At 71.0% G+C, this 25,803-nt stretch carries 24 protein-coding genes; 14 read left to right on the top strand and 10 right to left on the bottom strand.

Annotated elements, in window-relative coordinates:
• Positions 1-11: 11 nt before the first annotated feature.
• From rodA to HCU62_RS02500, 5 genes are all read right to left on the bottom strand, one after another.
• Entirely contained in the window at positions 12-1,094 is a 1,083-nt protein-coding gene (rodA, locus tag HCU62_RS02520) for a rod shape-determining protein RodA (RefSeq protein ID WP_163298218.1), read from the bottom strand.
• On the bottom strand, positions 1,094-2,989 hold the full coding sequence (mrdA, locus tag HCU62_RS02515; protein WP_169755396.1) for a penicillin-binding protein 2: 1,896 nt from the start codon (positions 2,987-2,989) through the stop codon (positions 1,094-1,096). Before mrdA ends, rodA begins: the two co-directional genes overlap by 1 nt.
• Entirely contained in the window at positions 2,986-3,462 is a 477-nt protein-coding gene (locus tag HCU62_RS02510; protein WP_163299845.1) for a hypothetical protein, read from the bottom strand. Before HCU62_RS02510 ends, mrdA begins: the two co-directional genes overlap by 4 nt.
• Before the next feature lie 9 nt (positions 3,463-3,471).
• Positions 3,472-4,335: a rod shape-determining protein MreC gene (gene mreC / locus HCU62_RS02505; RefSeq protein ID WP_169755395.1), complete on the bottom strand. Its 864-nt coding sequence runs from the start codon at positions 4,333-4,335 to the stop codon at positions 3,472-3,474.
• A 69-nt stretch (positions 4,336-4,404) separates the two neighbouring features.
• On the bottom strand, positions 4,405-5,430 hold the full coding sequence (locus HCU62_RS02500; protein WP_163298112.1) for a rod shape-determining protein: 1,026 nt from the start codon (positions 5,428-5,430) through the stop codon (positions 4,405-4,407).
• A 220-nt stretch (positions 5,431-5,650) separates the two neighbouring features.
• Here HCU62_RS02500 and HCU62_RS02495 point away from each other — a divergent pair, with 220 nt between their 5' ends.
• From HCU62_RS02495 to HCU62_RS02480, 4 genes are read left to right on the top strand one after another with little or no spacing between them, the layout of a single operon-like run.
• On the top strand, positions 5,651-6,556 hold the full coding sequence (locus HCU62_RS02495) for a YkgJ family cysteine cluster protein (RefSeq protein ID WP_163298113.1): 906 nt from the start codon (positions 5,651-5,653) through the stop codon (positions 6,554-6,556).
• A gap of 24 nt (positions 6,557-6,580) precedes the next feature.
• Positions 6,581-7,294, top strand: coding sequence for an ATP-binding cassette domain-containing protein (locus tag HCU62_RS12460; RefSeq protein ID WP_163298114.1), 714 nt, complete (start codon positions 6,581-6,583; stop codon positions 7,292-7,294).
• A 2-nt stretch (positions 7,295-7,296) separates the two neighbouring features.
• Positions 7,297-8,055, top strand: a complete 759-nt coding sequence (locus HCU62_RS02485; protein ID WP_163298115.1) for an ABC transporter permease — start codon at positions 7,297-7,299, stop codon at positions 8,053-8,055.
• The gene (locus HCU62_RS02480; RefSeq protein ID WP_163298116.1) at positions 8,052-9,041 is read left to right on the top strand and encodes an ABC transporter substrate-binding protein; all 990 of its coding nucleotides are present in this window, start codon (positions 8,052-8,054) and stop codon (positions 9,039-9,041) included. Before HCU62_RS02485 ends, HCU62_RS02480 begins: the two co-directional genes overlap by 4 nt.
• Here HCU62_RS02480 and HCU62_RS02475 read toward each other — a convergent pair.
• The 3 genes from HCU62_RS02475 to HCU62_RS02465 are packed head-to-tail and all read right to left on the bottom strand — an operon-like array spanning position 8,992 to position 11,110.
• Positions 8,992-10,023: a radical SAM protein gene (locus HCU62_RS02475; RefSeq protein ID WP_309474769.1), complete on the bottom strand. Its 1,032-nt coding sequence runs from the start codon at positions 10,021-10,023 to the stop codon at positions 8,992-8,994. The two genes, HCU62_RS02480 and HCU62_RS02475, sit on opposite strands and share 50 nt — an antisense overlap.
• A complete protein-coding gene (locus HCU62_RS02470; RefSeq protein ID WP_309474770.1) occupies positions 10,020-10,598 on the bottom strand; it encodes a deaminase in 579 nt (192 codons plus the stop codon). Before HCU62_RS02470 ends, HCU62_RS02475 begins: the two co-directional genes overlap by 4 nt.
• Positions 10,577-11,110: a hypothetical protein gene (locus tag HCU62_RS02465; protein WP_163298117.1), complete on the bottom strand. Its 534-nt coding sequence runs from the start codon at positions 11,108-11,110 to the stop codon at positions 10,577-10,579. Before HCU62_RS02465 ends, HCU62_RS02470 begins: the two co-directional genes overlap by 22 nt.
• Before the next feature lie 174 nt (positions 11,111-11,284).
• Between HCU62_RS02465 and purM the strand changes: the two genes are divergently transcribed.
• Positions 11,285-12,334, top strand: a complete 1,050-nt coding sequence (purM, locus tag HCU62_RS02460) for a phosphoribosylformylglycinamidine cyclo-ligase (protein ID WP_163298118.1) — start codon at positions 11,285-11,287, stop codon at positions 12,332-12,334.
• Between the two features lie 20 nt (positions 12,335-12,354).
• Entirely contained in the window at positions 12,355-12,747 is a 393-nt protein-coding gene (locus HCU62_RS02455) for a 2-thiouracil desulfurase family protein (protein ID WP_309474771.1), read from the top strand.
• A gap of 18 nt (positions 12,748-12,765) precedes the next feature.
• On the opposite strand, the gene HCU62_RS02450 is transcribed toward HCU62_RS02455, so the two are convergent.
• Complete coding sequence (locus tag HCU62_RS02450) at positions 12,766-13,053, bottom strand: HU family DNA-binding protein (RefSeq protein WP_163298120.1); 288 nt, start codon at positions 13,051-13,053, stop codon at positions 12,766-12,768.
• Positions 13,054-13,190: 137 nt separating this feature from the next.
• Here HCU62_RS02450 and ftsY point away from each other — a divergent pair, with 137 nt between their 5' ends.
• The gene (gene ftsY / locus HCU62_RS02445; protein ID WP_163298121.1) at positions 13,191-14,210 is read left to right on the top strand and encodes a signal recognition particle-docking protein FtsY; all 1,020 of its coding nucleotides are present in this window, start codon (positions 13,191-13,193) and stop codon (positions 14,208-14,210) included.
• 4 nt (positions 14,211-14,214) lie between these two features.
• On the opposite strand, the gene gltX is transcribed toward ftsY, so the two are convergent.
• Complete coding sequence (gene gltX / locus HCU62_RS02440) at positions 14,215-15,720, bottom strand: glutamate--tRNA ligase (protein WP_163298122.1); 1,506 nt, start codon at positions 15,718-15,720, stop codon at positions 14,215-14,217.
• A gap of 115 nt (positions 15,721-15,835) precedes the next feature.
• Here gltX and uvrB point away from each other — a divergent pair, with 115 nt between their 5' ends.
• The 7 genes from uvrB to HCU62_RS02405 all read left to right on the top strand — a co-directional run bounded on the left by uvrB (position 15,836) and on the right by HCU62_RS02405 (position 25,799).
• Positions 15,836-17,833 carry an excinuclease ABC subunit UvrB gene (gene uvrB / locus HCU62_RS02435; RefSeq protein WP_163298123.1) on the top strand — a complete coding sequence of 666 codons (1,998 nt, stop codon included), beginning with the start codon at positions 15,836-15,838 and terminating at the stop codon, positions 17,831-17,833.
• Between the two features lie 121 nt (positions 17,834-17,954).
• Positions 17,955-20,270 carry a chemotaxis protein CheA gene (locus HCU62_RS12455; RefSeq protein ID WP_163298124.1) on the top strand — a complete coding sequence of 772 codons (2,316 nt, stop codon included), beginning with the start codon at positions 17,955-17,957 and terminating at the stop codon, positions 20,268-20,270.
• Positions 20,267-21,157, top strand: coding sequence for a phosphate/phosphite/phosphonate ABC transporter substrate-binding protein (locus HCU62_RS02425; RefSeq protein ID WP_163298125.1), 891 nt, complete (start codon positions 20,267-20,269; stop codon positions 21,155-21,157). Before HCU62_RS12455 ends, HCU62_RS02425 begins: the two co-directional genes overlap by 4 nt.
• Before the next feature lie 34 nt (positions 21,158-21,191).
• Positions 21,192-22,733 carry a methyl-accepting chemotaxis protein gene (locus HCU62_RS11610; RefSeq protein WP_220096255.1) on the top strand — a complete coding sequence of 514 codons (1,542 nt, stop codon included), beginning with the start codon at positions 21,192-21,194 and terminating at the stop codon, positions 22,731-22,733.
• Positions 22,690-23,208 (top strand): chemotaxis protein CheW, encoded by a 519-nt coding sequence (locus HCU62_RS02415; RefSeq protein ID WP_163298126.1) that lies wholly within the window; start codon positions 22,690-22,692, stop codon positions 23,206-23,208. The genes HCU62_RS11610 and HCU62_RS02415 overlap by 44 nt, the downstream gene beginning before the upstream one ends.
• 49 nt (positions 23,209-23,257) lie before the next feature.
• Complete coding sequence (locus HCU62_RS12450; RefSeq protein ID WP_169755394.1) at positions 23,258-24,907, top strand: methyl-accepting chemotaxis protein; 1,650 nt, start codon at positions 23,258-23,260, stop codon at positions 24,905-24,907.
• Positions 24,894-25,799, top strand: a complete 906-nt coding sequence (locus HCU62_RS02405) for a CheR family methyltransferase (RefSeq protein ID WP_163299285.1) — start codon at positions 24,894-24,896, stop codon at positions 25,797-25,799. The genes HCU62_RS12450 and HCU62_RS02405 overlap by 14 nt, the downstream gene beginning before the upstream one ends.
• Positions 25,800-25,803 lie beyond the last annotated feature (4 nt).

Below are 25,803 nucleotides of genomic sequence, written 5' to 3'. Positions count from 1 at the left end.
CCCGCCCGGCGTCAAAAAACGAACCGCCGGGCCCGGACGTTGAGGAGCAGCCCGATCCCCGCCAGGGAAACCAGGACCGAGGACCCCCCGTAACTCACCAGGGGCAGCGGGATTCCCACCACCGGCATGAGCCCGAGGACCATGCCCACGTTGATCAGGAACTGCCAGAAGAAGAGGGCGGTGATCCCGAAGGCGAGGAAGGCCCCGAACCGGTCCTTGGCCTCGGCCGCGGCCAGGAGCCCCCGGTAGAGGAGGAGGGTGAAGAGGACCAGCATGACCAGGGATCCCACGAAGCCCCATTCCTCGGCCCAGACCGAGAAGGCGAAGTCCGTGTGGATCTCCGGCAGGAAGTTGAGGTGGGCCTGCGTCCCCGCCATGTAGCCCTTGCCGAGGACCTGGCCCGACCCGACGGCGATCTTGGACTGGAGGACGTGGTAGCCGGCGTGAAGGGGATCGCTCTCCGGGTTGAGAAAGGTCTCGATGCGCCGGCGCTGGTACGGCTTGAGCAGCTTCCAGACCAGCGGCATGGCCACCATGGCGAGCCCCGCGAGGATCAACACCGAGGAGGCCCGGAGCCTCGCCAGGAAGACCATGGACCCGAAGATGGCCAGGTAGAGGATGGCTGTCCCGAGATCCGGTTCCAGGTAGACCAGGACCGCCGGCACCAGGACCAAGAGGGCCGGGCGCCACAGGTCCCGGATCCGGTAGGTCTCGTGCTGTTCGTTGTAGAAGTAGCTGGCCAGGACCACCACCAGGGTGAGCTTGGCCAGTTCCGAGGGCTGGAAGTTCAGGAAGCCAAGGGAGAGCCATCGCTGGGATCCGCCCACCGCCTTCCCGGCCACCAGGACGAGGGCCAGGAGGGCCACGGTGCCGAGGTAGAGGTGGGCCGTGTAGGCGGCCAGCAGCCGGTAATCCATCCAGAAGAGGGCGAGGGCGCCCCCCGCCCCCAGGCAGAACCACTGGAGCTGGCGCCAGTGGTAGGCATGGCCCGCGGCCACGCTGGCGCTGTGGAGGTTCACGAACCCCAGGCAGGCCAGGCCGCACGCGGCGAAGAGCAACCAGCCGTCCACGTGGGCGAACACCCGGCGGTCCATCACGTCGCCCCCCCGTCCCCGCGGCCCCGGCCCTCCCCGCCGGGCCGGCCCCGGAACCAGGTCTCGAAGAGCCTCCGGGCGATGGGGGCGGCCGCGCTGCCCCCGTGCCCGCCGTGCTCCACCAGGACCGCCACCGCCAGCTCCGGCGCCTCGGCCGGGGCGTAGGCGATGAAGATGGCATGATCCCGGAGGTTCCAGGGAAGCTCCTCGAGCTGGCCCCGCCTGGACTGCTGCACCACCTGGACGGTGGCCGTCTTCCCGGCCACCGCCACGTCCGGGAGCCGGCAGGCGTGTCCCGTCCCCTCCTCGTCGGCCACGACGCCTCGGAGCGCCCGCCGGACGAGCCGGAGGGTCTCGGGCCGGACATCCAGGCGGCCCACCACCTCGGGAGCGTCCCCCGGCCGGACCCGGCCGGAGGGCGACCGCTCCCGGTCCACGTAGAGGGGCCGGTAGAAGGTCCCCCCGTTGGCGATGGCGGCGATCATCTCCGCCAGCTGGAGCGGGGTCACCAGGGTGAAGCCCTGCCCGATGGCCATGATGGCCGTCTCCCCGTCCTGCCAGGGCTTGCCGTAGCGCTCGAGCTTCCAGGCCCGGTCGGGGACGAGGCCCGCCTTCTCGTCCTCGAGGGCGATGCCGGTGGCCCGCCCGAACCCGAAGGCCCGGGCGTAGCGGGCCAGCTCGTCCACCCCCACCATGAGCCCCGCCTGGTAGAAGAAGACGTCGCACGAGGCCACCAGGGCCTCGTAGAGGTCCGGCTCCCCGTGCCCCCGCCGGTCCCAGCACCGGAAGACCCGGCGCCCCAGACGGAAGCTCCCCGTGCAGGTCAGGCGGGTCTGCGGCGCAAGGCGCCCCGTCTCCAGCGCGGCGACGGCCGCCACGATCTTGAAGATGGACCCGGGGGAATAGAGCCCCTGGACGGCCTTGTCCTGGAGGGGGCGGGTCCGGGCGTCGTTCAAGGCCCGCCACTGGGCGGGCGTCAGGCCCCAGGCGAAGGGCTCGAGGTCGTACTCGGGCACGCTGGTGAAGGCCCGGATGCAGCCGTTGCGGGGGTCGAGGGCCACCACCGCCCCCACCTTCCCGCGCATGGCCCGCTCGGCCTCCTCCTGGAGATCGAGGTCGAGGGTCAGGAAGAGATCGCTGCCGGGCAGGGGCGGGGTCTCGTCGAGGACGCGGGCCAGGCGCCCCGTGGCGTCCACCTCCACCCGCCGGACCCCGCTCCGCCCCGACAGCACCTTCTGGTACTGGGCCTCCACGCCGGCCCGCCCCACGAGGTCGCCCGGCCGCACGCCCGGGTAGATCCCCTTGGCCAGTTCCGCCTCGTTCACCTCGGCGAGGTACCCGAGCAGATGGGAAGCCAGGCGGCCGTGGGGGTACTTGCGCAGGGGTTCCACCTCCACGCTCACCCCCGGGAGCCGGAAGAGCCGGGGTTCGAGGCGGGCCAGGGTGTCGCGGTCGATGCCCCGCTTGAGGACGATGGGCGTGTACAGGGGGAGCCGCCGCCCCAGGATGAGCCGCTCCCGGAGCGCACCCACCGGCTCCTCCAGCAGGACGGAGAGCCGGCCGAGGAGGTCCTCCACGTCCTTGGCCTCTTCCCGGACGAGGCAGACGTTGAAACAGGGCTGGTTGCCCACGAGCAGGCGCCCGGAGCGGTCCAGCAGCTTGCCCCGGGGCGGCTGGAGCCGGACCAGGCGGACACGGTTGTGCTCGGACCGGGCCCGGAGCTCCGTCCCCTTCACGATCTGGAGGTACCAGAGCCGCGCCGCGAGGGTGACCACGCACAGGAGCACGAAGAGGAAGGCGGCCTCGCACCGCTGCCGGTTGACCTCCCGGGCCTTGACATCGAGCTGCCTGAGGCGGAGGAGCACCCGCCCCGCGTCCCTGAGCGACGGCCTCATGCCTCCGGCTCCGGCAGCCAGGACTCGGCCCGGTCGAAGAGCCAGAACCAGGCCGGCGCGGTGACACCCCAGACGACCGCCTGCCCCACGCCCCACGGCCAGAAGAGGTCGGTCACACCATCACCGGCGAACAGCACCAGGGCCACCGCCAGCCCCACGAACCCGGCCAGCAGCGCCTGCTGCCACGCGGCCGGACACAGGACCTGCCCCTGGAGGTAGCGCACGAGGAGATACCCGGCGGCGTAGGCCACGAAGAAGAGCCCGGTGGCCACGTTGGAGAAGACCCCGGCCAGGAGCGCCAGGGCGAGCACCGGAATGAGGCCGGCGGGCAGGGGGCGCCGGAGCCCGTGCCAGATCACCATGGGCACCACGCCGTCCAGCCGAATCATGCCGGCCTGGAAGACCCGTCCGAGGGCCGTCTCCAGCACCAGGAGCACGAAGCCGGCCGCCAGGATGAAGAAGACGTCCCGCATGGCCCGTCCCTAGTCGACGCCCCCGCCGGTCCGGAGCACGATGAGCACCTCCTCCAGATGCCGGAAGTCCGCCGCCGGCCGCACCGTCACCTCCTGGAAGAGATCCTCCGCCGTCCCGGGCTCCACGGCGGTCACCCGCCCGAGGAGCAAACCCTTGGGATAGATCTGGTCGAGCCCCGAGGTGACCACCACGTCCCCCACCTGGACGTCGGCCCCCTTCTCCACGTACTCCAGGCGGCACAGGCCCACCTCCCCCGTCCCCTTGAGGACGCCCCGGGCCCGGCTCCGCTGGACGAAGGCGTCCGCGGCGCTGTTGTAGTCGGTGAGCAGGAGCACCCGGCTGAAATGCGGCGCCGTGTCCACCACCTGGCCCGCCACCCCCGCCCCGGCCAAAACGGCCATCCCCGGGGCCACCCCCTGGCTCGCCCCCCGGTCCACCGTCACGGTGGCCACCCACGGGGCCACGTCCACCGCCACCACGCGGGCCGCCAGGGTCGGGGCCTCGAGGGAACCGCGAAGGTCCAGCAGGCGCTGGAGACGCACGTTGGCGATCATGGCCTCACGGTACCGGTTGACCTCCTCCCGGAGACGCTCGATCTCGGACCGCAGGGCCGCGTTCTCCACCCGGACGTCCCGGAGGTCCACGTAGGACCGCCACAGGTCCCCCAGCCACCCGGCCGGGACAGAGAGCGCCTTCTGGAAGAGCCCCCCCACCTCCATCACCCCGTGGGTCGCCGGCCGGAAGCCGGGACGCCCCAGGCGGAAACCCACGAACAGGAAGACCAGCCCCAGGGCCGCGGCCAGGGCGAGGCACCCGACCGGGTGGCGGCGCACCCGCTTCGAAAGGGGGGCAGAGGGCGGCTTCAGGCGCACGGAACCGGCGACCTCCCGGGCCGGGGCGGCGGCCCCGGCGGACGATGGGCGGCCCGGCGGGGGGCGGCCTCAGTAGATGACGATCTCCCGGAGGATGTCAAGGTTGTCCAGGGCCTTCCCGGAGCCGAGCACCACGGAGGAAAGGGGATCGTCCGAGATGATGATGGGCAGAGAGGTCTTCTCCCGCAGGAGCTTGTCGAGGTTCCGGAGCAAGGCCCCGCCGCCGGTGAGGACGATCCCGCGGTCGACGATGTCGGCGGCCAACTCCGGAGGCGTCTGCTCCAGGGCCACGCGGACCGCCTCCACGATGGCGTCCACCTGCTCGCTGATGGCCTGGCGGACCTCGTCGGAGTCGATCACGATGGTCTTGGGCACGCCGGTGACCAGGTCCCGCCCCTTGATCTCCATCTGCTCGTAGGGCGGCTCGGGCATGACGTCCGCGCAGTTCATCTTGATCTGCTCGGCCGTGTGCTCCCCGATGAGGAGGTTGTACCGGCGCTTGATGTGCTGGAGGATCGCCTCGTCCATCTTGTCGCCCGCCACCCGGACCGACTGGCTGTAGACGATCCCCGCCAGGGAGATCACCGCCACCTCGGTGGTCCCGCCGCCGATGTCCACCACCATGTTGGCGGTGGGTTCCGTGATGGGCAGCCCCGCGCCGATGGCCGCCGCCATGGGCTCCTCGATGAGGTAGACCTCCTTGGCGCCGGCATGCTCGGCCGACTCCCGGACCGCCCGCTTCTCCACCTGGGTGATGCCGGAGGGGACGCTGATGATCATCCGGGGCCGGACGAAGCGGCTCTTGTGGACCTTGCGGATGAAGTAGCGGAGCATGGCCTCCGTGACCTCGAAGTCCGCGATGACCCCGTCCTTCATGGGCCGGATGGCCACGATGTTGCCCGGGGTCTTGCCCAGCATGTTCTTGGCCTCCTTCCCCACGGCCAAGACCTTGTCGGTGCGGATGTCGCGCCGGACCGCCACCACCGAGGGCTCCCGCAGCACGATCCCCTTGCCCTTGACGTAGACCAGGGTGTTGGCGGTACCGAGGTCGATGGCCAGGTCACAGGAAAGCCATTTCTCTGAAAAAGGGAACATGTCTCCGGTCCTTTCCGAGGGAGGGCCGCCGGCCCCAGAAAACGAGGATCACCCCGCTTCCATGAAGCACGAACACTAACAAAAAGCAATACCCTTGACAAGGACGGAGGCGTCCGGCGGCGCCGGGATGACAGCTGTTGCCGGAGATGTTTTAATGTTTTTTTGAACAAATCCCCGGCGGCGTCCCACCCGCGACGCCGCCCGCCACCGCGAGGCACCGATGCCGCTGACCGAACTCGAAGAACGGGCCCGAAAGGCCCTCAAGCCCAAGAAGGCGGGCGTCATCGAACCCGTCCGCCTGGAACGCGACAGCACCTTCCGCTTCCGCTGCCATCCCGGGGTGACCTGCTTCACCCGGTGCTGCCGGAACATGAACATCATCCTCACCCCCTACGACATCATCCGGCTCAAGCACCGGCTCGGGCTCAGCGCCGACGCCTTCCTCAAGCTCTACGCCGAGCCCGAGATCCTCGAGGTCACGGGGGTCCCGGTGGCCCGGCTCCGGATGCTCGAGGACCAGGGGGGCAAGTGTCCCTTCGTGACGCCCGCCGGCTGCCAGGTCTACACCGACCGGCCGGTGAGCTGCCGCTACTACCCCATCGGGATGGCCAGCCTCCGCCAGCAGGAGAAACACGCGGGAGAGGAAGAGGAATTCTTCTTCCTCATCAAGGAAGACCACTGCCAAGGGTTCCAGGAACCCGCCGAGTGGACGGTGGACTCCTGGCGCGCCGACCAGGAGGCCGACCTCTACGACCGGATGAACCGGGGCTGGATGGAGCTCATGCTCCGGAAGAAGTCCTTCGGCGACGACGTGGACATGCCCCCCAAGGCCCAGCGGCTCTTCTACATGGTGACCACCAACGCCGAGCAGTTCCGGCGCTTCGTCTTCGAGAGCCGCTTCCTCGAAAAATACGAGGTGGACGAATCGGTGCTGCGGAACATCCTCGAGGACGACGTCGCCCTCATGGAGTTCGGCTTCGAGTTCCTGAAGACCGCGGTCTTCGGGGCCGAGAGCCGGGTGGTCCGGCTCCGCCCGGACGTCCTCCAGGCCGAGGTCGAAAAGATCCGGCGGCGGCGGGAGAAGGAACGAAAACGCCTCGAGCGGCTCGCCCGGGGCCGGCGCTGAGGCCGGCCGGCCCGGAGGCGCCCCATGCACCTGGCCTGCCGCGGGCTTACCTTCCGCTACCCCGGGGCCGACGCCCCGGTCTTCCGGGGGCTCGACTGGGCCCTCGACGTCCCCGGCCTCCACGCCCTCTTCGGTTTCTCCGGGTGCGGAAAGAGCACCCTGGCCCGCCTCCTGGCCCGGGAGCTGGCCCCGCAGGCGGGGGAATGCACCGCCCCGCCCGGCGGCCCCGTCCTCTATGCCCACAACGCCGAACGCCTGCCGGGATGGCAGACCGTGGCGGCGCACCTCGACTCGGTGACCCCGGCCCCGTCCCGCCGCCTCCTCGACGACCTGGTGGCCGCCTATGACCTCGCCCCGGTGACCGGCCACCGCTTCGGGGCCCTCTCCATGGGGCAGAAGAACCGGGTCAACCTGGTCCGGTACCTGGTCCAGCCCTTCGCCGTCCTGATCCTGGACGAGATCCTGGCCAACGTGGACGAGCCCATGCGGGAGCGCATCCTGGGCGACCTCAAGCGGCGGTTCCCCGACCGGCTCCTCCTCTACATCTCCCACAACGCCCTGGAGGTGGCCCGCTACTGCCGCCGCGTCCACGTCGTCCCCCACGCGCGGGGCGGCGTCCGGCGCCTCCGGTCCCTGGACGCCCTGGACCGGCCCGGCGGCGGGGAACCGGCCCCGGACGCCGCCGTCCAACGCGTGGTCTACGACGTCCTGCGGGCGGCCAGCCGGGAGGCGGCCTGACCATGCGCGCCCTGGGCCGGCTCGTCCAGTTCGCCGCCCTCTACGCGGCCGGGCTCTGCCTCCTCTGGGCCGCCAAGGTCGCCCTCGGCCTCTCCGACTACCTCGTCCCGCCGCCGGTGGAACTCTGGAGCGTGGCCCGGGCGGACGGGGCCGCCTTCACCACCGCCGTCTCGAACACCCTGGGCGTGGCCGTCCTGGGCCACGTCCTGGCCGTGGTCCTGGCCACCGCCGTGGGGCTCGTGGGACGCCTCGCCTCCTGGCCGGGCGCCCTCACCCGCCTGGCCGCCTACAACCTCCAGGCCTACCCCGTGGTGGCCCTGGCCCCCCTCATCTTCCTCTTCTTCGGCGACGGGCTCCTGGCGCGGCTCCTCATCACGGCCCTGGTCTGCTACTTTCCCCTGCTGCTCAGCTTCATCGGGATCTTCTCCGAGCCCGTGGAGGCCGTAGAACACTTCTACCGGGCCACCGGCCGCCTCGACTGGCGCCTCGAGATCCGGATCCGGACCTTCGAGAACCTCGACAAGATCGTCACCGTGGTGGTGGGAAGCGGGACGCTGGCCATGGTGGGCACCATCATCGGGGAGTTCCTCGCCGCGGGGCGCGGCATCGGCTACGTCATCCGAAAGGCCCTCTACCAGGGAAACCTCGCCCGGATCCTGGTGGCCCTCTTCCTCATCGGCCTCGCCTCCTCCCTCTACCTGGCCGCGGTGGAAGGCGTGGGCACGGCCTGGAAGCGCCGGCTCCGGGGGGCCGGCCGGTGAAGGGCCGCCTCCTCGCCCTCGCGGCGGTCCTCCTCCTCGCCGCCGGCTGCGGCGGCGGGGAACCGGCGGCGGGCCCCGGCGCCCCGGTGGTCCTCCGGCTCAAGTGGCTCTTCAACGCCAGCTTCGCCGGGGAGATCTGGGCCGACCAGGCCGGCCTCTTCCGGGCCGAGGGCCTCCGGGTGGTCCTCCGGGAGGGCGGCCCCGAGCAGGACGCCATCCGCGACCTCGAGCTCGGCCGTGCCCAGTTCGGCATCGCCTCCGCGGACCAGGTGATCCGGGCCGCGGCCAAGGGCGCCGACGTGGTGGTGCTGGCCCAGGTCTTCCAGCGAAACCCCCTCCAGTGGATCTACCGGGCCGACCGGATCCCGGCGCTCACCCCGGCGGCCCTCGGCCGTCTCCGGATCGGCGTCACCTACGGGGGCAACGACGAGGCCATCCTCCGGGCCCTGCTCCGGAAGTACCACGTCCAGAAGGCCGAGTCCGACCTCTGGCCCGTCACCCCGGACTTCGGCCCGTTCTGGCGGGGGCGGGTGGACCTCTGGCCGGTCTACCGCAACACCCAGGGCGTCTTCCTCGCCGACCGGATCGCGGCGGGCGGCGGGCGGCCCGGCTTCCTGGACCCGGCGGCCTGGGGCATCCGGTTCGTGGCCAACTCCCTCGTGACCTCCCGGGCCTACTACCGGGCCCACCCCGACCGGGTCCGCCGGTTCACACGGGCCTTCCTCCGGGGATGGCGCGAGGCCATGGACCCGGCCCGGGAGGCCGCGGTGGCCGAGGCCGTCCACCGGCGCGACACGCAGACCCCGGTGGCGGTCATCCGCCGCCAGCTGGCGGAGACGCGGCGCCTGGTCCTCCCCCCGGGGGGACGGCCCGTGGGCGCCGTCGACCTCGAGGGATGGCGCCAGACCGAGGCGATCCTCTACCGGCAGGGCCTCGTCACGCGCCGCGTGGACGTCGGGGGCCTGCTGGCCGGACCTCTTCCTTGAGCATGCAGCAGGCGATCCGGTGGAGGGGACGGCCCTCGGCGTCGTAGGCGAGGTTGCCGGGGTGGAGGATCCGGTTCAGCACACAGCCTTCCGGGATCTCGAGGCCGAAGAGGTCGCTCTCCCGGATGGGCGGCCGTTCCACCAGGCGGTCCCCGCGGATCTCCAGGGAATGGAGCGGGAAGTCCTCGCAGAGCGGGCACCGGTACACCCGCCCGTTGGGAAAGACGAAGTAGTTGTCCGCCACCCGGCCGGCGCAGGCGAAGGGTTCGCCGGGGGCCAGGAAGACCTTGGGGTAGGTCACCACGAGGCCGAGCCGGGCGGCCGCCCGGGCCACCCCCGGCACCACCGCCTCCCATTCCTCCCGGGCGAGCTGGAGACCGGCCTCCCCCCGGGCCGCGGGCTGACCGCGGATCCCGATCACCTGGATGAAGAAACGCTCCACCCCCAGGCCGGCGAGCAGCCCCGGCATGTTGGGGAGGTCGTGGAGGTTCAGGCGGCTGGCCGTGAAGATCACGCTCACGCCGAAACCCCGCTCCCGGGCCCGCCGGATGCCGGCGGTGCAGGTCTCGAAGACGCCCGCCCCCCGGACGGGATCGTTCACCTCCGGCGAGGCCCCGTCCAGGCTGAAGCTGAAGTAGTCCACCTCGTCCGGCGCGACCCGGTCCAGGACGTCGTGGAAGAGAAACCCGTTGGTGTCCACGGTGACGCTGGCGTAGCCGAGGCGCCGGGCCTCGCGGATCCCGTCCGGGAGGGCCGGGTTCAACGTGGGCTCCCCGCCGAGGAAGACCACGTTGGTGACCTCGGCCCCCTCGGCGAAGAGGGCGAGCCAGCGGGCCATGGTGGGCGCGTCGAGGACCCCGGTCCCGTGCTGGCCTGGGTTGATGTAGCAGTGGCGGCACCGGAGGTTGCACCGGGTCAACACGTGGAGGAAGAGGTTCCGGGTGCGGGCCTGGAACTGGACGGTCCGGCGCTCGATCCTCACCGGGGCCTCCCCCGCGGCGCCGACGCGGCCGCCGAAAGGGTGTAGCGCGCCAGCGGGCTCTCCCGCCAGTAGTCGTTGGCGGGATCGGCGAAGAAGGCCCGGAAGAGGGAGAGGCTCGGGCCCCGCTCCACGCCGGCCGTGATCGTGACCGGGGGATCGGTGTAGAGCGTCGGCCCCGGGGCGCCCGGCCCGCCCCCCGAGCGGACCCGGGGGAGGAGGCCCGTGGCTCCCCCCATGACGTCCTCGTAGGCGTAGACGATCCGCCGGACGCCGTTCAAGACGAGGGCGCCGAGGCACATGAGGCAGGGCTCGAGGGTGGTGTAGACGGTGACGGCCCCGCCGGACCCCGGGGCGCCGCCGGAGAGCCACTGCCGAAGCGCCACCATCTCGCCATGGTCCAGCTCATTCACCTCCCCGGGCCGGGTGTGGACCCGCCGCCCCCGGCCCACCACGCGCCCGCCCGCCACCAGGACGCACCCCACCGGAAACTCGCCGGCCGCCAAGGCCTGGCGGGCCAGGGCGAGGGCCTCGCCCATCCAGCGCCGGTCCGCGCTCAGGTCCGGTTCCGCAGCCACCGCTTGAGCGCCTCCTCCAGGGCGAAACCGAGGTCCGCCTCCCGGGCCACCCGGGCCTGGTAGGATCGGAGCCCCTCCGGCCCCAGCCGGCGGACCAGCCGGGGGCAGACGTAGTTGATGCAGATCACGTGGCGGGCGGGGATGCGGCAGCCGGCGGCGCCGAGGAACCAACACCCGTCGGGGTCCTCCGGTCGGTCGGGAAGCTCCGCCCCCAGGAGCAGGTTCACCAGGAGGAGCACGGCGTCGAAGCGGTTCTCGATGCCGCGGCCGCAGCAGCTGCCGCCGTCCACCACGGCGCACTCGGTGCATTCGGCCACGATGCCGCCCGCCTCCATCTCGCGGCGGCTGTCCCGGAGGGCGGCCCGGTAGCGCCCGAGCAGTCCGGCGACGGCCGGGTCGGAGTGGAGCGCCGCCCCGTGAACGGCCAGGAGCCGCCGGGCCGCGGCGATCTTCTCCCCGATGGGATGGTCCACGCCGACGGGGATCGCCGGCCCGTTCCGCACCTGTTTCATGCGGCGCCCCGGCCGGCCGCCATCGTGCCGTCTTTCACGTCCGTCATGCCCCCTATAAAACATTTCGGGGAAGGCGCGGCAACGCCGGCACCCCGGCGGAGGCGGGCGGCGGTTGACTTCCCCCCCGCCAGCGAATACAACTGCCCCGGAATCCCCCCGCCCAGGAGGCCTCCCGTGACCCGAACCTCCCGATACGCCCAGGCCGGCGTCGACATCGACAAGGCCAACCGCCTGGTGGACCGGATCCGGCCCCTGGTGGCGGCGACCCGAACCCCGGGCGTCATCACCGAGCTCGGCGGCTTCGCCGGGCTCTTCGCCCTGGACACCTCGGGGCTCTCCGACCCCGTCCTCGTGGCCTCCACCGACGGGGTGGGCACCAAGCTCAAGGTCGCCGTGGAGGCCGGCATCCACGGCACCGTGGGGATCGACCTCGTGGCCATGAGCGTCAACGACATCCTGGTCTGCGGGGCCCGGCCCCTCTTCTTCCTGGACTACTTCGCCACCGGGCGCCTCGACCCCGACGTGGCCGCCGAGGTGATCGGGGGCATCGCCGAGGGGTGCCGCCAGGCGGGCTGCGCCCTCATCGGCGGCGAGACCGCCGAGATGCCGGGCATGTACGCCGCAGGGGACTACGACCTCGCCGGCTTCGTGGTGGGGGTGGCGGACCGCTCCCGCCTCATCGACGGCTCGCGGGTCCGTGAAGGAGACGCCCTCGTCGGCCTGGCCTCGAGCGGCCTCCACAGCAACGGCTTCTCCCTGGTCCGGAAGATCTGCTTCGAGGAACGGGGGCTGGACGTCCGGGCCCCGGTCCCGGCCCTGGGCAACCGGCCCCTGGGAGAGGTCCTCCTCACCCCCACCCGGATCTACGCCCGGGCCGTCGCCCGGATCCTCGAGGCCCACCCCGTCTCCGGCATGGTCCATGTCACCGGGGGCGGGTTCGTGGACAACATCCCGAGAGTCCTCCCCGGCCACCTCCAGGCCGTGATCCGGCGGGAGAGCTGGCCCGTCCCGGCGGTCTTCACCTTCCTCCGGGAGGCGGGGGACATCCCTGACGAGGAGATGTTCCGGACCTTCAACTGCGGGATCGGGATGGTCCTGGTGGTGCCCGGGGAGACGGCCGACGCCGTCCTCGAGACGGCCGCGGCGGCCGGGGAGCCGGCCTACCGGATCGGGGAGGTGCGGCCCCGGCCGGAGGGGGCCCCGGCCGTGGCCTTCGCCGGCTGAAGGTGGCGCCCGGCCTCCTCGTGAGCGCGTGCCTCCTGGGCGCGGCCTGCCGCTACGACGGCGGAAGCCGCCTCGACCCGGAGGTCTTGGCGGCCCTGGCCGGCCGGCGGGTCGTTCCCGTGTGCCCGGAGCAGCTCGGGGGGCTTGCCACCCCGCGGCCGGCCGCCGCCCTCGAGGGCGGTGACGGGCTCGCCGTCATCGAGGGCCGGGCCGCGGTGCGCACCGTCGCGGGCCAGGACGTCACGGCCCAGTTCCTCCGCGGCGCGGAGGAGGCCGCCCGCCTCGCCCGCCGTCTCGGCGTGGCCCGGGCGGTGCTCAAGGCGCGAAGCCCCAGCTGCGGGCTCACGCCGGTCCTCGGCGTCACCGCCGCGCGGCTCCTGCTGGAGGGGCTGGAGATCGAGGAGGCCGGCTAGCTCCGGGCGGCCGGGAGTCTAAGAACCGCGCCCCCGCTGGACCCGCTCGCGCAGTTCCTTGCCGACCTTGAAGAAGGGGAGCTTCTTGGGAGCCACGGGAATCTTCTCGCCGGTCTTGGGGTTGCGGCCCGTGTAGGGCCGGTAGCTCTTCACCACGAAGCTGCCGAAGCCCCGGATCTCCACGCCCTCACCGGAGACCAGGGCCTCGGTCATGGCGGCGAAGATCTCCTTCACCACCGCCTCGGCATGGGCACGCGGGAGATCGGCGCGTTCCGCCACGCCTTCCATCAGCTCGGACTTGTTCATGGTCACCTCGCCGGCGAAGTTCCGGGGTCTCCTCCCCCCGGGTTGGTCGATCCCGATGTGTCCGTTAATATCAGACTTCGGGCGCCGCTGGCAACCCCGGGCACCGTTCCGGGTGCCCCGCCCCGGAGGTCCAGGCGATGATCGGTAACTGGTTCGGACGGAAGACCCCCGCGGAGGAGGCGCCCTCCCAGGCGCCGTCCGGGCCCGCCGCGGGGCCGGAGGCCGGCGAAAGGAAGGGGCTCCTCGCCCGTCTCAAGGAGGGCCTCGCCCGCACCCGCCAGGGCTTCGTCCACCAGGTGGACGAGCTCCTCCTCGGCCGCAAGGAGATCGACCCCGGCCTCCTCGACGAGCTCGAGGAGATCCTGGTCACCGCGGACATGGGCGTGGCCACGGTGGGCAAGGTCCTGGAGGAGTTGCGGATCCAGGTGAAGCGCCGCGAGCTCGCCGACGCCGGGGCCCTCCGGGAGCGGCTCCAGGACCGGATCCGGGCGCTGCTGCCGCCGCCGGGGCCGGGGCCGGCATGGGCCCCGGCGCCCTTCGTGGTCCTGGTGGTGGGGGTCAACGGCGTCGGCAAGACCACCACCATCGCCAAGATCGCCCGCCGCCTCCAGGCCGAGGGCAAGAAGGTCCTCCTGGTGGCGGCCGACACCTTCCGGGCGGCGGCGGCGGAACAGCTCGAGACCTGGGGCCGGCGCCTGGACGTCCCCGTGGTCCGCCACGCGGCGGGGGCCGACCCGGCGGCCGTGGTCTACGACGGCCTGGAGGCGGCCATCCACCGGGGGGCCGACGTGGTCCTGGTGGACACCGCCGGCCGCCTCCACACCAAGACCAACCTCATGGAGGAGCTCAAGAAGCTCCGGCGGGTCATCCGCAAGAAGGTCCCGGAGGGGCCCCACGAGGTCTTCCTGGTCCTGGACGCCACCACCGGGCAGAACGCCGTCTCGCAGGCCCGGCTCTTCCGGGAGGCCGTGGACGTCACGGGCATCGTCCTCACCAAGCTCGACGGCACGGCCAAGGGCGGCATCGTGGTGGCCGTCTCGGACGAGATGGGGATCCCCATCCGCTACATCGGGATCGGGGAGGGGATGGACGACCTGCGGCCCTTCGACCCCGACGCCTTCGTCTCGGCCCTCTTCGAGCGGGAAGGGGCCGCCTAGGGGATCAGCCGCCGTAGAGCGCCGGGACCCGCCGGAGCCGGGCCACCGTGCGCTCCTGTCCCACGGCCGCCAGGACGTCGAAGAGCCCGGGGCCCACGGCCTGGCCCGTGACCGCGGTGCGGATCCCGTTGATGACGACCCCGGCCTTGATCCCCTTCTCCTCGGCGAAGGCCCGGACGGCGGCCTCCGTGGCCTCCGGGGTCCACGGCGACACCCCGGCCAGGCGGTCGGCGAGCTCGGGCAGCCACTCCCGGAGCGCCTCGTGCTTGAGGACGTTCTTCCGGAGGGCCTTCTCGTCCACCGGAAAGTCGTCGGAGAAATAGGCACGTCCGAGTTCCACGAAGTCCTTGAGGGTGTGGTAGCGGCTGCGGATGAGGTCCACGGTGGCCAGGAACCACTCCCGGCGCTCACCCTCCCAGGCGGGGTCCCAGATACCGGCCGCCTCGAGTTCCGCCTTCACGTGGGGGGCGATCTCCTCCACGGGCAGCGTCCGGAGGTAGTGGGCGTTGATGGAAAGGGCCTTGGGATCCGTGAAGAACTTCGGGTCGCCGGGCCGGTAGTTGAAGATGGAGTTGGCCCGTCCGATCCCCTCCAGGGAGAAGGCCTCGAGCAGCTCCTCCCGCGAGAAGATCTCCTGGTCGCCGGAGACGTGCCAGCCGAGGAGGACCAGGAAGTTCACCAGTGCCCAGGGTAGAAAACCCCGCTCCCGGTAGAACTGGACGGCCACCACCTCGCCGTGGGTCCGCTTCGAGATCTTCCGCTTCTGGAGGTCCAGGGTGAGGGGCATGTGGGCGAAGACCGGCAGCGGGGCCCCCAGGGCCTGGTAGATGAGGATCTGGCGGGGGGTGTTGGCCAGGCCGTCCTGGCCGCGGATCACGTGGGTGATCCCGTCCCGGATGTCGTCCACCGCGTTGGAGAGGAGGTAGAGCGGGGTCCCGTTGGACCGCACGATGACGAAGTCCTCGATGTCGGCCCAGGCCCGCTCGATGGGCCCGTAGACCACGTCGTCGAAGCGGACCGCCCCCTCGCCCTCCGGCACCCGGAAGCGGATGACGCTGGGCCAGCCGGCGGCCACGCGCCGCTCCACCTCCTCCGGGGGGAGGTTCCGGCAGGTCCCGTCGTACTTGAAGGGCCGCTTGGCGGCCCTGGCGGCCTCGCGCTTGGCGTCCAGCTCCTCCTTGGTGCAGAAGCAGCGGTAGGCATGGCCGGAGGCGAGGAGCCGTTCCGCCGCGGCCCGGTGCTCGGCGATGTGCCGCGACTGGAAGTCGGGCCCCACGTCCCAGTCGATCCCGAGCCAGGTGAGCCCGTCGATGATGCCCCGGATGGAGTCTTGCGTGGAACGCTCGGCATCGGTGTCCTCTATGCGGAGGATGAAGGTGCCGCCGTGCCGCCGGGCGAAGAGCCAGTTGTAGATGGCCGTCCGGGCGCCGCCGATGTGGAGGTACCCGGTGGGGCTCGGCGCGAACCGGACCCGCACGGGCGCGTGGGTGGGGGATCCCGCTGTGGTCATGATGCCCTCCCTCTTTCGTTCCGGGTGGATCGGCACTACCTTTCGGCGTGGCGGCCGACGGTGGCCATACTAGCCGCTCGCGTCCCCCGGCACAACGGCCGCCCCGCCAGGAAAAATGGACGACACCTTCCGACTCGCCACCGACCTCGAGCCCCGCGGCGACCAGCCCCGGGCCATCGCCGCCCTGGTGGAGGCACTCCGCCGGGGCACCCGCCACAACGTCCTCCTCGGCGTCACGGGCTCCGGCAAGACCTTCACCCTGGCCCACGTGATCGCGGCCCTCAAGCGCCCCACCCTGGTGATCGCCCCCAACAAGACCCTGGCGGCCCAGCTCTTCGGGGAGTTCCGCGCCCTCTTCCCGGAAACGGCCGTGGAATACTTCGTCAGCTACTACGACTACTACCAGCCCGAGGCCTACATCCCCCAGTCCGACACCTACATCGAGAAGGACGCCGCCATCAACGACTTCATCGACCGGCTCCGGCATTCCGCCACCCGCTCCCTCCTCACCCGCCGCGACGTCATCATCGTGGCCAGCGTCTCCTGCATCTACGGCCTGGGCTCCCCGGAGGAGTACGAGCGCATGCAGCTCTACCTCCGGACGGGGGATCGGCGCCCCCGGGAGGAGATCCTCGCCCGGCTGGTGGCCATGCTCTACGAGCGGGGCGAGGCGGACCTCCGCCGGGGAACCTTCCGCGTCCGGGGCGACACCGTGGAGATCCTGCCGGCCCACGAGGACGACCGGGCCATCCGGGTGGAGCTCTTCGGCGACGAGATCGAGGCCCTCTCCGTGATCGACCCCCTCACCGGGAAGCGGGTGGCCGAGCTGCGCGATGCCGTGATCTACCCCTCGAGCCACTACGTCACCACGGAGGGCCGCCTGGAGCGGGCCGTCACGGGCATCCGGGCCGAGCTCGCCCAGCGCCTCCGCGAGCTGGAGGCGGCGGGCCGCCTGGTGGAGGCCCAGCGTCTGGAGCAGCGGACGAACCTCGACCTCGAGATGCTCGAGGAGCTCGGCTACTGCCACGGCATCGAGAACTACTCGCGGCACCTTTCCGGGCGCGCCCCGGGGGAGCCGCCCCCCACGCTCCTCGACTACTTCCCCGACGACTTCCTCGTCGTCGTGGACGAGAGCCACATCACCCTCCCCCAGTTGCGCGGGATGTACGCCGGCGACCGCTCCCGCAAGGAGACCCTGGTGGAATTCGGCTTCCGGCTCCCCTCCGCCCTGGACAACCGGCCGCTGCGCTTCGAGGAGTTCGAGGCCCGCATCCGGCAGGCGGTCTACGTCTCGGCCACCCCGGGCCCCTACGAGCTGGAACGCGCGGGCGGTTCCGTGGTGGAACAGATCATCCGGCCCACCGGCCTCATGGACCCCGAGATGGAGGTGCGGCCGGCGGAGAACCAGGTGGAGGACCTGCTCGGGGAGATCCGGGAACGGGCCCGGCGCGGGGAACGCGTCCTGGTCACCACCCTCACCAAGCGGCTCGCCGAGGACCTCACCGAGTACTACGAGTCGGTGGGGGTCCGGATCCGTTACCTCCACTCCGACATCAAGACCGTGGAGCGGAGCCGGCTCATCCAGGACCTGCGCCGGGGCGAGTTCGACGTCCTGGTCGGCATCAACCTCCTGCGGGAGGGTCTGGACCTCCCCGAGGTCTCCCTGGTGGCGGTCCTCGACGCGGACAAGGAGGGTTTTCTCCGCTCCGAGGTCTCCCTGGTCCAGACCGCGGGCCGGGCGGCCCGCAACGCCCGCGGGAAGGTCATCCTCTACGCCGACCGCGTCACCGGCTCCATGCGCCGGGCCATGGAGGAGACCCGCCGCCGCCGGGCCATCCAGGCCGCCTACAACGAGGCCCACGGCATCACCCCGGAGACGGTGCGACGGGCCGCCGGCGACGCCCTGGCCGCCATCTACGAGCGGGACTACGTCAGCCTCGACCAGGTGGCCGAGGCCCCGCCCGCCGCCGCCGATCCCGCGGCCCTGGCCCGGGAGATCGCCCGCCTCGAGGCCGAGATGCGCGCCGCGGCGGCGGCCCTCGACTTCGAGCAGGCCGCCGGGCTCCGCGACCGGGTCGCCGAGCTCAAGAAGGCCCTGGCCTGGGCCGGCTGACCTCCCGCCAAGCCCCTCCCCGCCGGCGATTCAACTTGGATCCGTTCCGGTTTTAGTCTCGTGCCATTCCGGACGATGAGTAGAACGTTGGTGGCGCTTTGTCGGATCGTTCGGAGATGGCATGACACCCGAAGTCCCCTTTGAGACCCTGGTGGACGCCCTGGCCCTCCAGGCCGTCCTCTTCACCCCGGGCGACCTCCCCGCCCTGGGGGAGTTCCTGTCCACCCTGGACGCCTGCCTGGAAGCGGCCCCCGAGGGCCCCGCCCGGTCCATCCTCGAGGCGGTGAAGCAGGCCGGGGAGAAGATCGTTCTCGCCGACCTGGAAGACTCCCGCGAAAACCTCGAAACCCTGGCCCGCTGCGTCACCCTGCTCCAGAAGGCCCTCCACGGCGGCGAGGACGCAGGCCGCGCCTGCCTTGAGGAGGCGGCCGGGCTCCTCGCCGGCTGGGGCGTCACCGTGGCGGCAACGGCCGGCAGCGCCGAGGACGGGGACACCAAGAAGAAAAAGGGCAAGGGGAAGGCCCGCGCCGGCCGGAAACCGAAGGCCCCGAAACGCCCGGCGCCGGCCGAACCCCTCCCCTTCATGGCCGACCCGGACCTCCTCAAGGACTTCGTCAACGAGGCGGCCGAACACCTGGAGCAGATCGAGATCCACCTCCTGGAACTCGAACAGCGGCCGGACGACAAGGAGTGCATCAACGGCATCTTCCGGCCCTTCCATACCATAAAGGGCGTCTCCGGCTTCCTCCAGCTCCAGGACGTCAACCGCCTCTCGCACCAGGCCGAGACCCTGCTCGACCGGGTCCGCAACGACCAGCTCGAGGTCTCTCCCGCCCTGGTGGATCTGGTGCTCGACGTGGTGGACATCCTGAAGACCATGATCGGGAACCTCCAGGACGTCCTCCGGGAAGGCCCGGCCGCCTACCGGCCCTGCGACATCTCCGGGCACCTCGAACGCATCGAGGCCATGCTGGCCGGCGAGACGGGACCCGTCCCGGTCCCCACGAAACCCCTCGGGGAGATCCTGGTGGAGAAGGGGGTGGTCACCCCCGAGGACGTGGACGCCGCCATCCGGAAGCAGCGGGAGGAGACCCCGCAGGCCCGGATCGGGGAGATCCTGGTCCAGGAGGGCAAGGCCGACCCCAAGGACGTGGCCCACGCCATCCGGGAACAGCGGCAGCTCCGCAGCGAGGCCGCCGCCGTGAAGGTGGACCTCGGCAAGCTGGACAACCTGGTGGATATGGTGGGGGAACTGGTGATCGTCCAGTCCCTGGTCCAGCAGAACCCCAGCATCCGAGACACCCTGGACCAGAAGCTCCAGCGCGACCTCTCGCAGCTCGGGCGGATCACCTCCGAGCTCCAGAAGAACGCCATGGCGCTCCGGATGGTCCCCATCCGCCACACCTTCCACAAGATGATCCGCCTCGTCCGGGACCTCTCCAAGCGGTGCGGCAAGCAGGTGGAACTCCGGATGAGCGGGGAAGACACCGAGATCGACCGGAACATGGTGGAGGCCATCTACGACCCCCTGGTCCACATGATCCGAAACGCCGTGGACCACGGCCTCGAACCGCCGGAGGAACGCGCCGCCGCCGGCAAGCCCGAGACCGGCGTGGTCCTCCTGGAGGCCTACCACAAGGGCGGCTCCATCATCATCGAGATCCGGGACGACGGCCGGGGCCTCGACCGTACCCGGATCCGAAAGAAGGCCGAGGAACGCGGCCTCGTCCGGGAGGACGAGACCCTCGCCGACCACGAGATCGACAACCTCGTCTTCCATCCCGGTTTCTCCACCGCCGAATCAGTGACCGAGGTCTCCGGCCGGGGCGTGGGGATGGACGTGGTCAAGCGCGCCATCGAGCGGCTCCGGGGCAAGGTGGAGCTCCGGTCCACCCCGGGCCGGGGCTGCGCCATCGCCATCCGCCTCCCCCTCACCCTGGCCATCATCGACGGCATCGTGGTGTGCGTGGGGTCCGAACGCTACATCATCCCCACCATCGCCATCAAGCAGACCCTCCGCCCCCGCCGGGCCGACTACCACACCGTCCAGGGCCGGGGCGAGATGATCAAGGTCCGGGGCGAGCTCATCCCGCTCATCCGGCTCTACGAGCTCTTCGGAGTGGAGCCCCGCCAGACCGACCCCTGCGAGGCCCTGGTGGTGGTGGTGGAAAACGAGGGCCAGCAGCGGTGCCTCCTGGTGGAGGGCCTCCTGGGCAAGCAAGAGGTGGTGATCAAGAGCCTCGGCAAGTACCTCCAGCAGATCCGGGGCGTGGCCGGGGGAACCATCCTCGGCGACGGCCGGGTGGGACTCATCCTCGACATCGCCGGCATCATCGAGTCCCACAACGATAAGGTCCGCCGGGACAACGAGCAGATGGATCACCGGGCTTCGGCAGAGGGGGCCCGGCACAACGAAACGATGGAGGTCAACGCATGAAAGGGAAAATGTTCATCCGACTCGTGGCATGGTTCGCCGTCCTCGGCCTCGCGCCCCTGTCCGCCCCGGCCGGCGCCCACGCCGCCATGAAGATCGGGGTCCTCGCCAAGCGGGGCAACGTGGTGGCCATGAAGAAGTGGAAGCCCCTGGCGGACTACCTCACCAAGGAGACCGGGACGCCCTTCGAGGTGGTGCCCCTGAACTTCGAGGAGATCGAACCCTCGGTGAGCGGGGGGCGCATCGACTACCTCATCGCCAATTCCGGCTTCTACGTGGACATGCACGAGAAGTACGGCGTCAAGGCCCTGGCCAGCCTCCTCAACATGCGCGAGGGCCGCGCCCTCAACCGGTTCGGCGGCGTCATCTTCACCCGGGCCGGCAGCTCCATCCGCTCCCTCGCCGACCTGCGCGGCACCCGGTTCATGTGCGTGAAGCGCACCTCCTTCGGCGGCGGCCAGATGGCCTTCCGGCACCTCATCGAACACGGGATCAACCCCTTCCGGGACTTCACCCTGGTGGAGGGCAAGAAACACGACAACGTCGTCTACGCCGTCAAAAACGGCGTCATGGACGCCGGGACGGTCCGGAGCGACACCCTGGAACGGATGGAGGCGGAGGGCAAGATCCGCATGGGCGAGTTCCGGGTGATCGACCCGGCCCACGACGGCTTCCCCTTCGTCCACACCACCATCCTCTACCCGGAATGGCCGTTCGCGGCCCTCGCCAAGACCCCGGCGGATCTCAACCGGCGGGTGACCCGGGCCCTCCTTTCCCTGAAGGAGGGGCACCCGGCGGCCAAGGCGGCCAAGATCGCCGGCTGGACCGCCCCGCTGGACTACGGCCCGGTGGCCGAATGCCTCCGGATCGTCAGGGAGCACGAAAAATGAGGCCGGGCGTCGGCCTGACAGGGGGAATCGGATCATGATGAAACGCCTCAATCGAAACCACGGCGGCACCTTCGGCGCCAAGGTGGTGGCCCTCACCGGCATCTTCACCGCGGTGGGCACCCTGGTGCTGGTGGCCGGGACCCTTCTCTACCTCTCGGTCCAGGCCCAGCACGAGCAGAACGCCCAGGTGGCCGACCTGCTCTCGCGCCTCCAGGAACAGCAGACCGCCCATCTCCAGAAGAAGCTCCAGGAAAAGGGCGACACCCTCGGGCGCATCATGGCCATGATCGCGCCCGAGCGGGTCCTCGGCTACGACTTCTCGGCCCTGGAGGAATACGCCTCGGCGAGCCTCCAGGACCCGGACATCGCCTTTCTCTCCTTCCGCAACCTCGACGGCAAGCGCCTGGCGGGGACCGACCCGGTGGCCGGCATCCCCGTCATCACCCAGCCCATCCTCGTGGAAGGTGAAAAGATCGGGACCGTCCAGCTCGGCCTCAAGCGGGACTACATCGACAAGGCCGTGGAGGAGAGCCGGGCCAGCATCGAGGACTTCCGCGAGGCCTCCCTGGCGGCCACCCGAAAGGCCAAGGCCCGGATGATCCGGGCGGCGGTGATCCTGGCGGTCATCACCCTCCCGCTGGTGATCCTCACCTTCTGGCTGGTGGTGGACCGGATGATCAGCCGGCCGCTCCGCGGGGTGGTGACCGAGATCAGCCAGGGATCCGCCCAGCTCACCGAGGCCTCCGCCCAGGTGGCCACCGCCTCGCAGCAGATGGCCAGCGGGGCCTCGGAGCAGGCCGCCACCCTGGAGACCACCGCCACCGCCATGGAGGAGATCGCCTCCATGACGGAGCAGAACGCCCAGAACGCCAAGAGCGTGGAAGACCTCTCCTCCTCCAGCCAGGAGGTGGTCAACAACGCCAACGCCTCCATGCAGGAGCTGACGGGCTCCATGACCGAGATCGCCGCCTCCGGGCAGGAGATCAGCCAGATCATCAAGACCATCGACGAGATCGCCTTCCAGACCAACCTCCTCGCCCTGAACGCCGCCGTGGAGGCCGCGCGGGCCGGGGAGGCCGGGGCCGGATTCGCCGTGGTGGCCGACGAGGTCCGAAACCTCGCACAGCGCTCCGCCGAGGCCGCCCGCAACACCGCCGGGCTCATCGAGCAAACCATTCGGAAGATCGACCGCGGCTCCGACCTCGTCCGCCGCACCAACGAGGCCTTCGGCGAGGTCACCACGGGCTTCAACCGGATCCGCCAGCTCATCTCCGAGATCTCCGCGGCCAGCCAGGAGCAGGCCCAGGGCATCACCAGCATCAACGCCAACATGAACGAGCTCGAGACCGCGGTGCAGCGGGTGGCCGCCACGGCGGAAGAGACCTCCTCCGCCAGCGAACAGCTCCGGGGCCAGGCCCGCCACCTCGAGGACATCGTGGCCCGCCTCACCGAGATGGTGGGCCGCGACCACAGCCGGGAACCCTACTCCCTCGACGGCGGGCGGCTGGAACTTGCGAACTACGAGGACGAATATGCGCCAGAACGAAAAGAACCCCAGCGGGCTCTCGGAGCTTGAGGGCAAGTACCTCACCTTCACCCTGGCCGACGAGGACTACGGCCTGGAAATCATGAAGGTGCGGGAGATCATCGGCCTCATGGAGATCACCGCGGTCCCTCAGACCCCGCCCTACGTCAAGGGCGTCATCAACCTCCGGGGCAAGGTGATCCCCGTCCTGGACCTCCGCCTCCGGTTCGGGATGCCGGAACGCGCCTACGACGAGCGGACCTGCATCATCGTGGTGGAGATCCGGGAGGGAGACGAGAAGGTCCACGTGGGGGTGGTGGTGGACACGGTCTCGGAGGTCCTCAACATCGCGGGGGAGGACATCGAGCCCCCGCCGGGCCTCGGCATGCACGTCATGGCCGGGGCCATCCTGGGGATGGCCAAGGTGAAGGACCGCGTCAAGATCCTCCTGAACATCGAGGAGATCCTCAAGGACGAGGGATGGAACCTGCTCGCCGAGGCCGAGCCGGCCGCCGCGGAGGCCTGAGCCGGGCCGGGCGGGAGGGCCGCGGCGGCCCGGGAACGGACAACGAACCATGGACACGAAGAGGACGGAACGGGGGATCCGGTTCAAGACCACCGCGGCGCTCGCCGCCGCAACGGCCCTCACGGTGCTCGCCGTGGGCCTCCTGCTCGCCACGGCGGTCCGCACCCACCAGGCCTTCGAGCACTATACCGCCACGGCGGAATCCCTGGCGACCACCCTGCGGGACATGTACGCCCAGGGGCTCCAGCAGGGCCAGGCCATCCGCAACGTCGTGCTGGATCCTTCCAACCGGCGGGCCTACCAGGCCCACGAGGCCGCCGTGGAGGCCTTCGGCGATCTCTGCGACACCTTCCTGGACCTGGCCCGCGCCGCCGGGAGGACGGACTTCGTGCGGTCCGGGGAGGAGATCCGGCGCCTGTGGCGGGGCGACGTGGAGCTTCGACGGCGGATCCTCTCCCTGGCCGCCGCCGGCCGCCTGGACGAAGCCAGAGAAGCGGTCCGCTCCGACCAGGTCCGCCTCTGGCGGGCCTACCAGTCCAAGATGATCCGGCTCCTCGACGAGGTCGGGGCCTACCGGACCGCCTTCCGGGTGGACACGGCGGCCAAGGTCCGCCGCTACACCATCGTGGGCGCCCTGTCGGGCCTGGCGGCCGTGGGCATCTCCATCGCCCTGGGGTTCCTCCTGGGCGGCTCCTTCCGGCGGCTGATCCACCTGAACCTAGGACTCCACCGGGAGGCGGAGCGGATGGCGGCGGCGTCGGCGGAAGCCGCCGCCGCCAGCAAGGACCTCGCCGACGGCGCCGCGGCCCAGGCGGCCGCCCTGGAGGAGACCGCCGCCTCCCTGGAGCAGATGGCCTCCATGACACGCCGGAACGCGGAAAACGCCCACGAGGCCAACCAGCTGGTGGAAAAATCCCGCGACGTGCTCCACAAGGCCAACCGGTCCATGCGCGACATGGACGAGTCCATGAAGAGGATCTCCGCCGCCGGAGAACACATCGGGCGCATCATCGGCACCATCGACGAGATCGCCTTCCAGACCAACCTTCTCGCCCTGAACGCCGCCGTGGAGGCCGCGCGGGCCGGGGAGGCCGGGGCCGGATTCGCCGTGGTGGCCGACGAGGTCCGAAACCTCGCCCAGCGCTCCGCCGAGGCCGCCCGCAACACCGCCGGGCTCATCGAGGAGACCCGCCGGCGCATCGACGGCGGGGCCGGGCTCCTCGAGGAGGTGGAGGCCTCCTTCGGGGAGGTCATGGAACACTCGGGCCGCCTCGAGAACCTCGTCCGGGAGATCAGCGCCGCCAGCAAGGAGCAGGCCGGCGGCGTGGAACAGCTCAACCTGGCCGTCCAGCAGATGGACCAGGTGGTCCAGAAGAACGCCGCCACCGCCGACAAGGTGGCCTCCAGCAGTGACGGCCTGCGCCGCCAGGCCCAGGTCCTCACGGCCACCGTCCGGGCCCTCTCGGAAGTCATCGGCGACGGCGGCGGCCGGCCCCCCGCCACGCCTGCCGCCGGGCGGCGTCCCGCTCCCGCCCCCCGCCCCGCGCAGCCGGCACTCCCGCCCCGCCCCGACCGGGCCCCCGCCCCGGCCGCCGCCGGGCCCCGGAAGGCCCCCCCGAACGGGGAGCGGCCCTTCGTGAACCCCGCCCGGGCCATCCCCTTCGACGACGAAGTGGAGGCCCAATTTGAAGACTTCTAGGCCGCCAGCGGCGACCAGGGAAGCGCCGGGGAGGGGGACCGCCGACCTCTTCGAGACGGTGCCCCTGCGCGACCAGGAGTTCCAGCGCCTCAGCGACCTCATCCACCGCAAGGCCGGGATCTACCTCCGGGCGGAAAAGAAGGAACTCCTCAAGGCCCGGCTCGGAAAGATCCTGCGCCAGAGAGGCATCCGGAGATTCTCCCACTACTACCGGCTCGTGGTGGAGGACGAGACGGGGGCCGAGCTCGCCGCGCTCCTCGACGCCATCTCCACCAATCTCACCCAGTTCTTCCGGGAACGCCGGCACCTCGACTTCCTCACCGGCGAGGCCATCCCGGAGATCCTGCGGCTGCGGCGCCTCGACCGGGACCGGACGCTCCGGATCTGGAGCGCCGGGTGCGCCAGCGGCGAGGAGCCCTTCTCCCTGGTCATCGCCTGCCTCGAGGCGAAGGTCCTGCCGCCCACCTGGCGGCTGGAGGTCCAAGCGACGGACCTCTCCACCCGGGTCCTGGCCCAGGCGGAACGGGGGATCTACGACATCCAGAAGACCACCCCCCTCCCCCGCCACGTCCTGCACCGTTACTTTCAGAAGGGGATCGGCCGATACGATGGGTATGTCAGGGTGAAGGAGACCGTCCGGCGGCACGTCCGCTTCCTTCGACACAACCTCATGGAGCCCTTCCCCTGGCGCGATCCCATGGATATCATCTTTTGCCGGAACGTGATGATCTACTTCGACAAGCCCACCCAGGAGCGGACCGTGAGGCGCTTCCACGCCTGCCTTCGGCCGGGGGGATTCCTCTTCGTGGGGCATTCCGAGAGCCTCATCGGGACGGATCACCCCTACCGGTACGTCCGCCCCACCGTCTACCGGAAGGAACCGGCGGCCTGAAACC

The sequence above is a fragment of the Dissulfurirhabdus thermomarina genome, assembly GCF_012979235.1.
In the GTDB taxonomy this organism is placed as follows: domain Bacteria; phylum Desulfobacterota; class Dissulfuribacteria; order Dissulfuribacterales; family Dissulfurirhabdaceae; genus Dissulfurirhabdus; species Dissulfurirhabdus thermomarina.
This window is presented reverse-complemented; position numbering and strand designations above follow the sequence as displayed.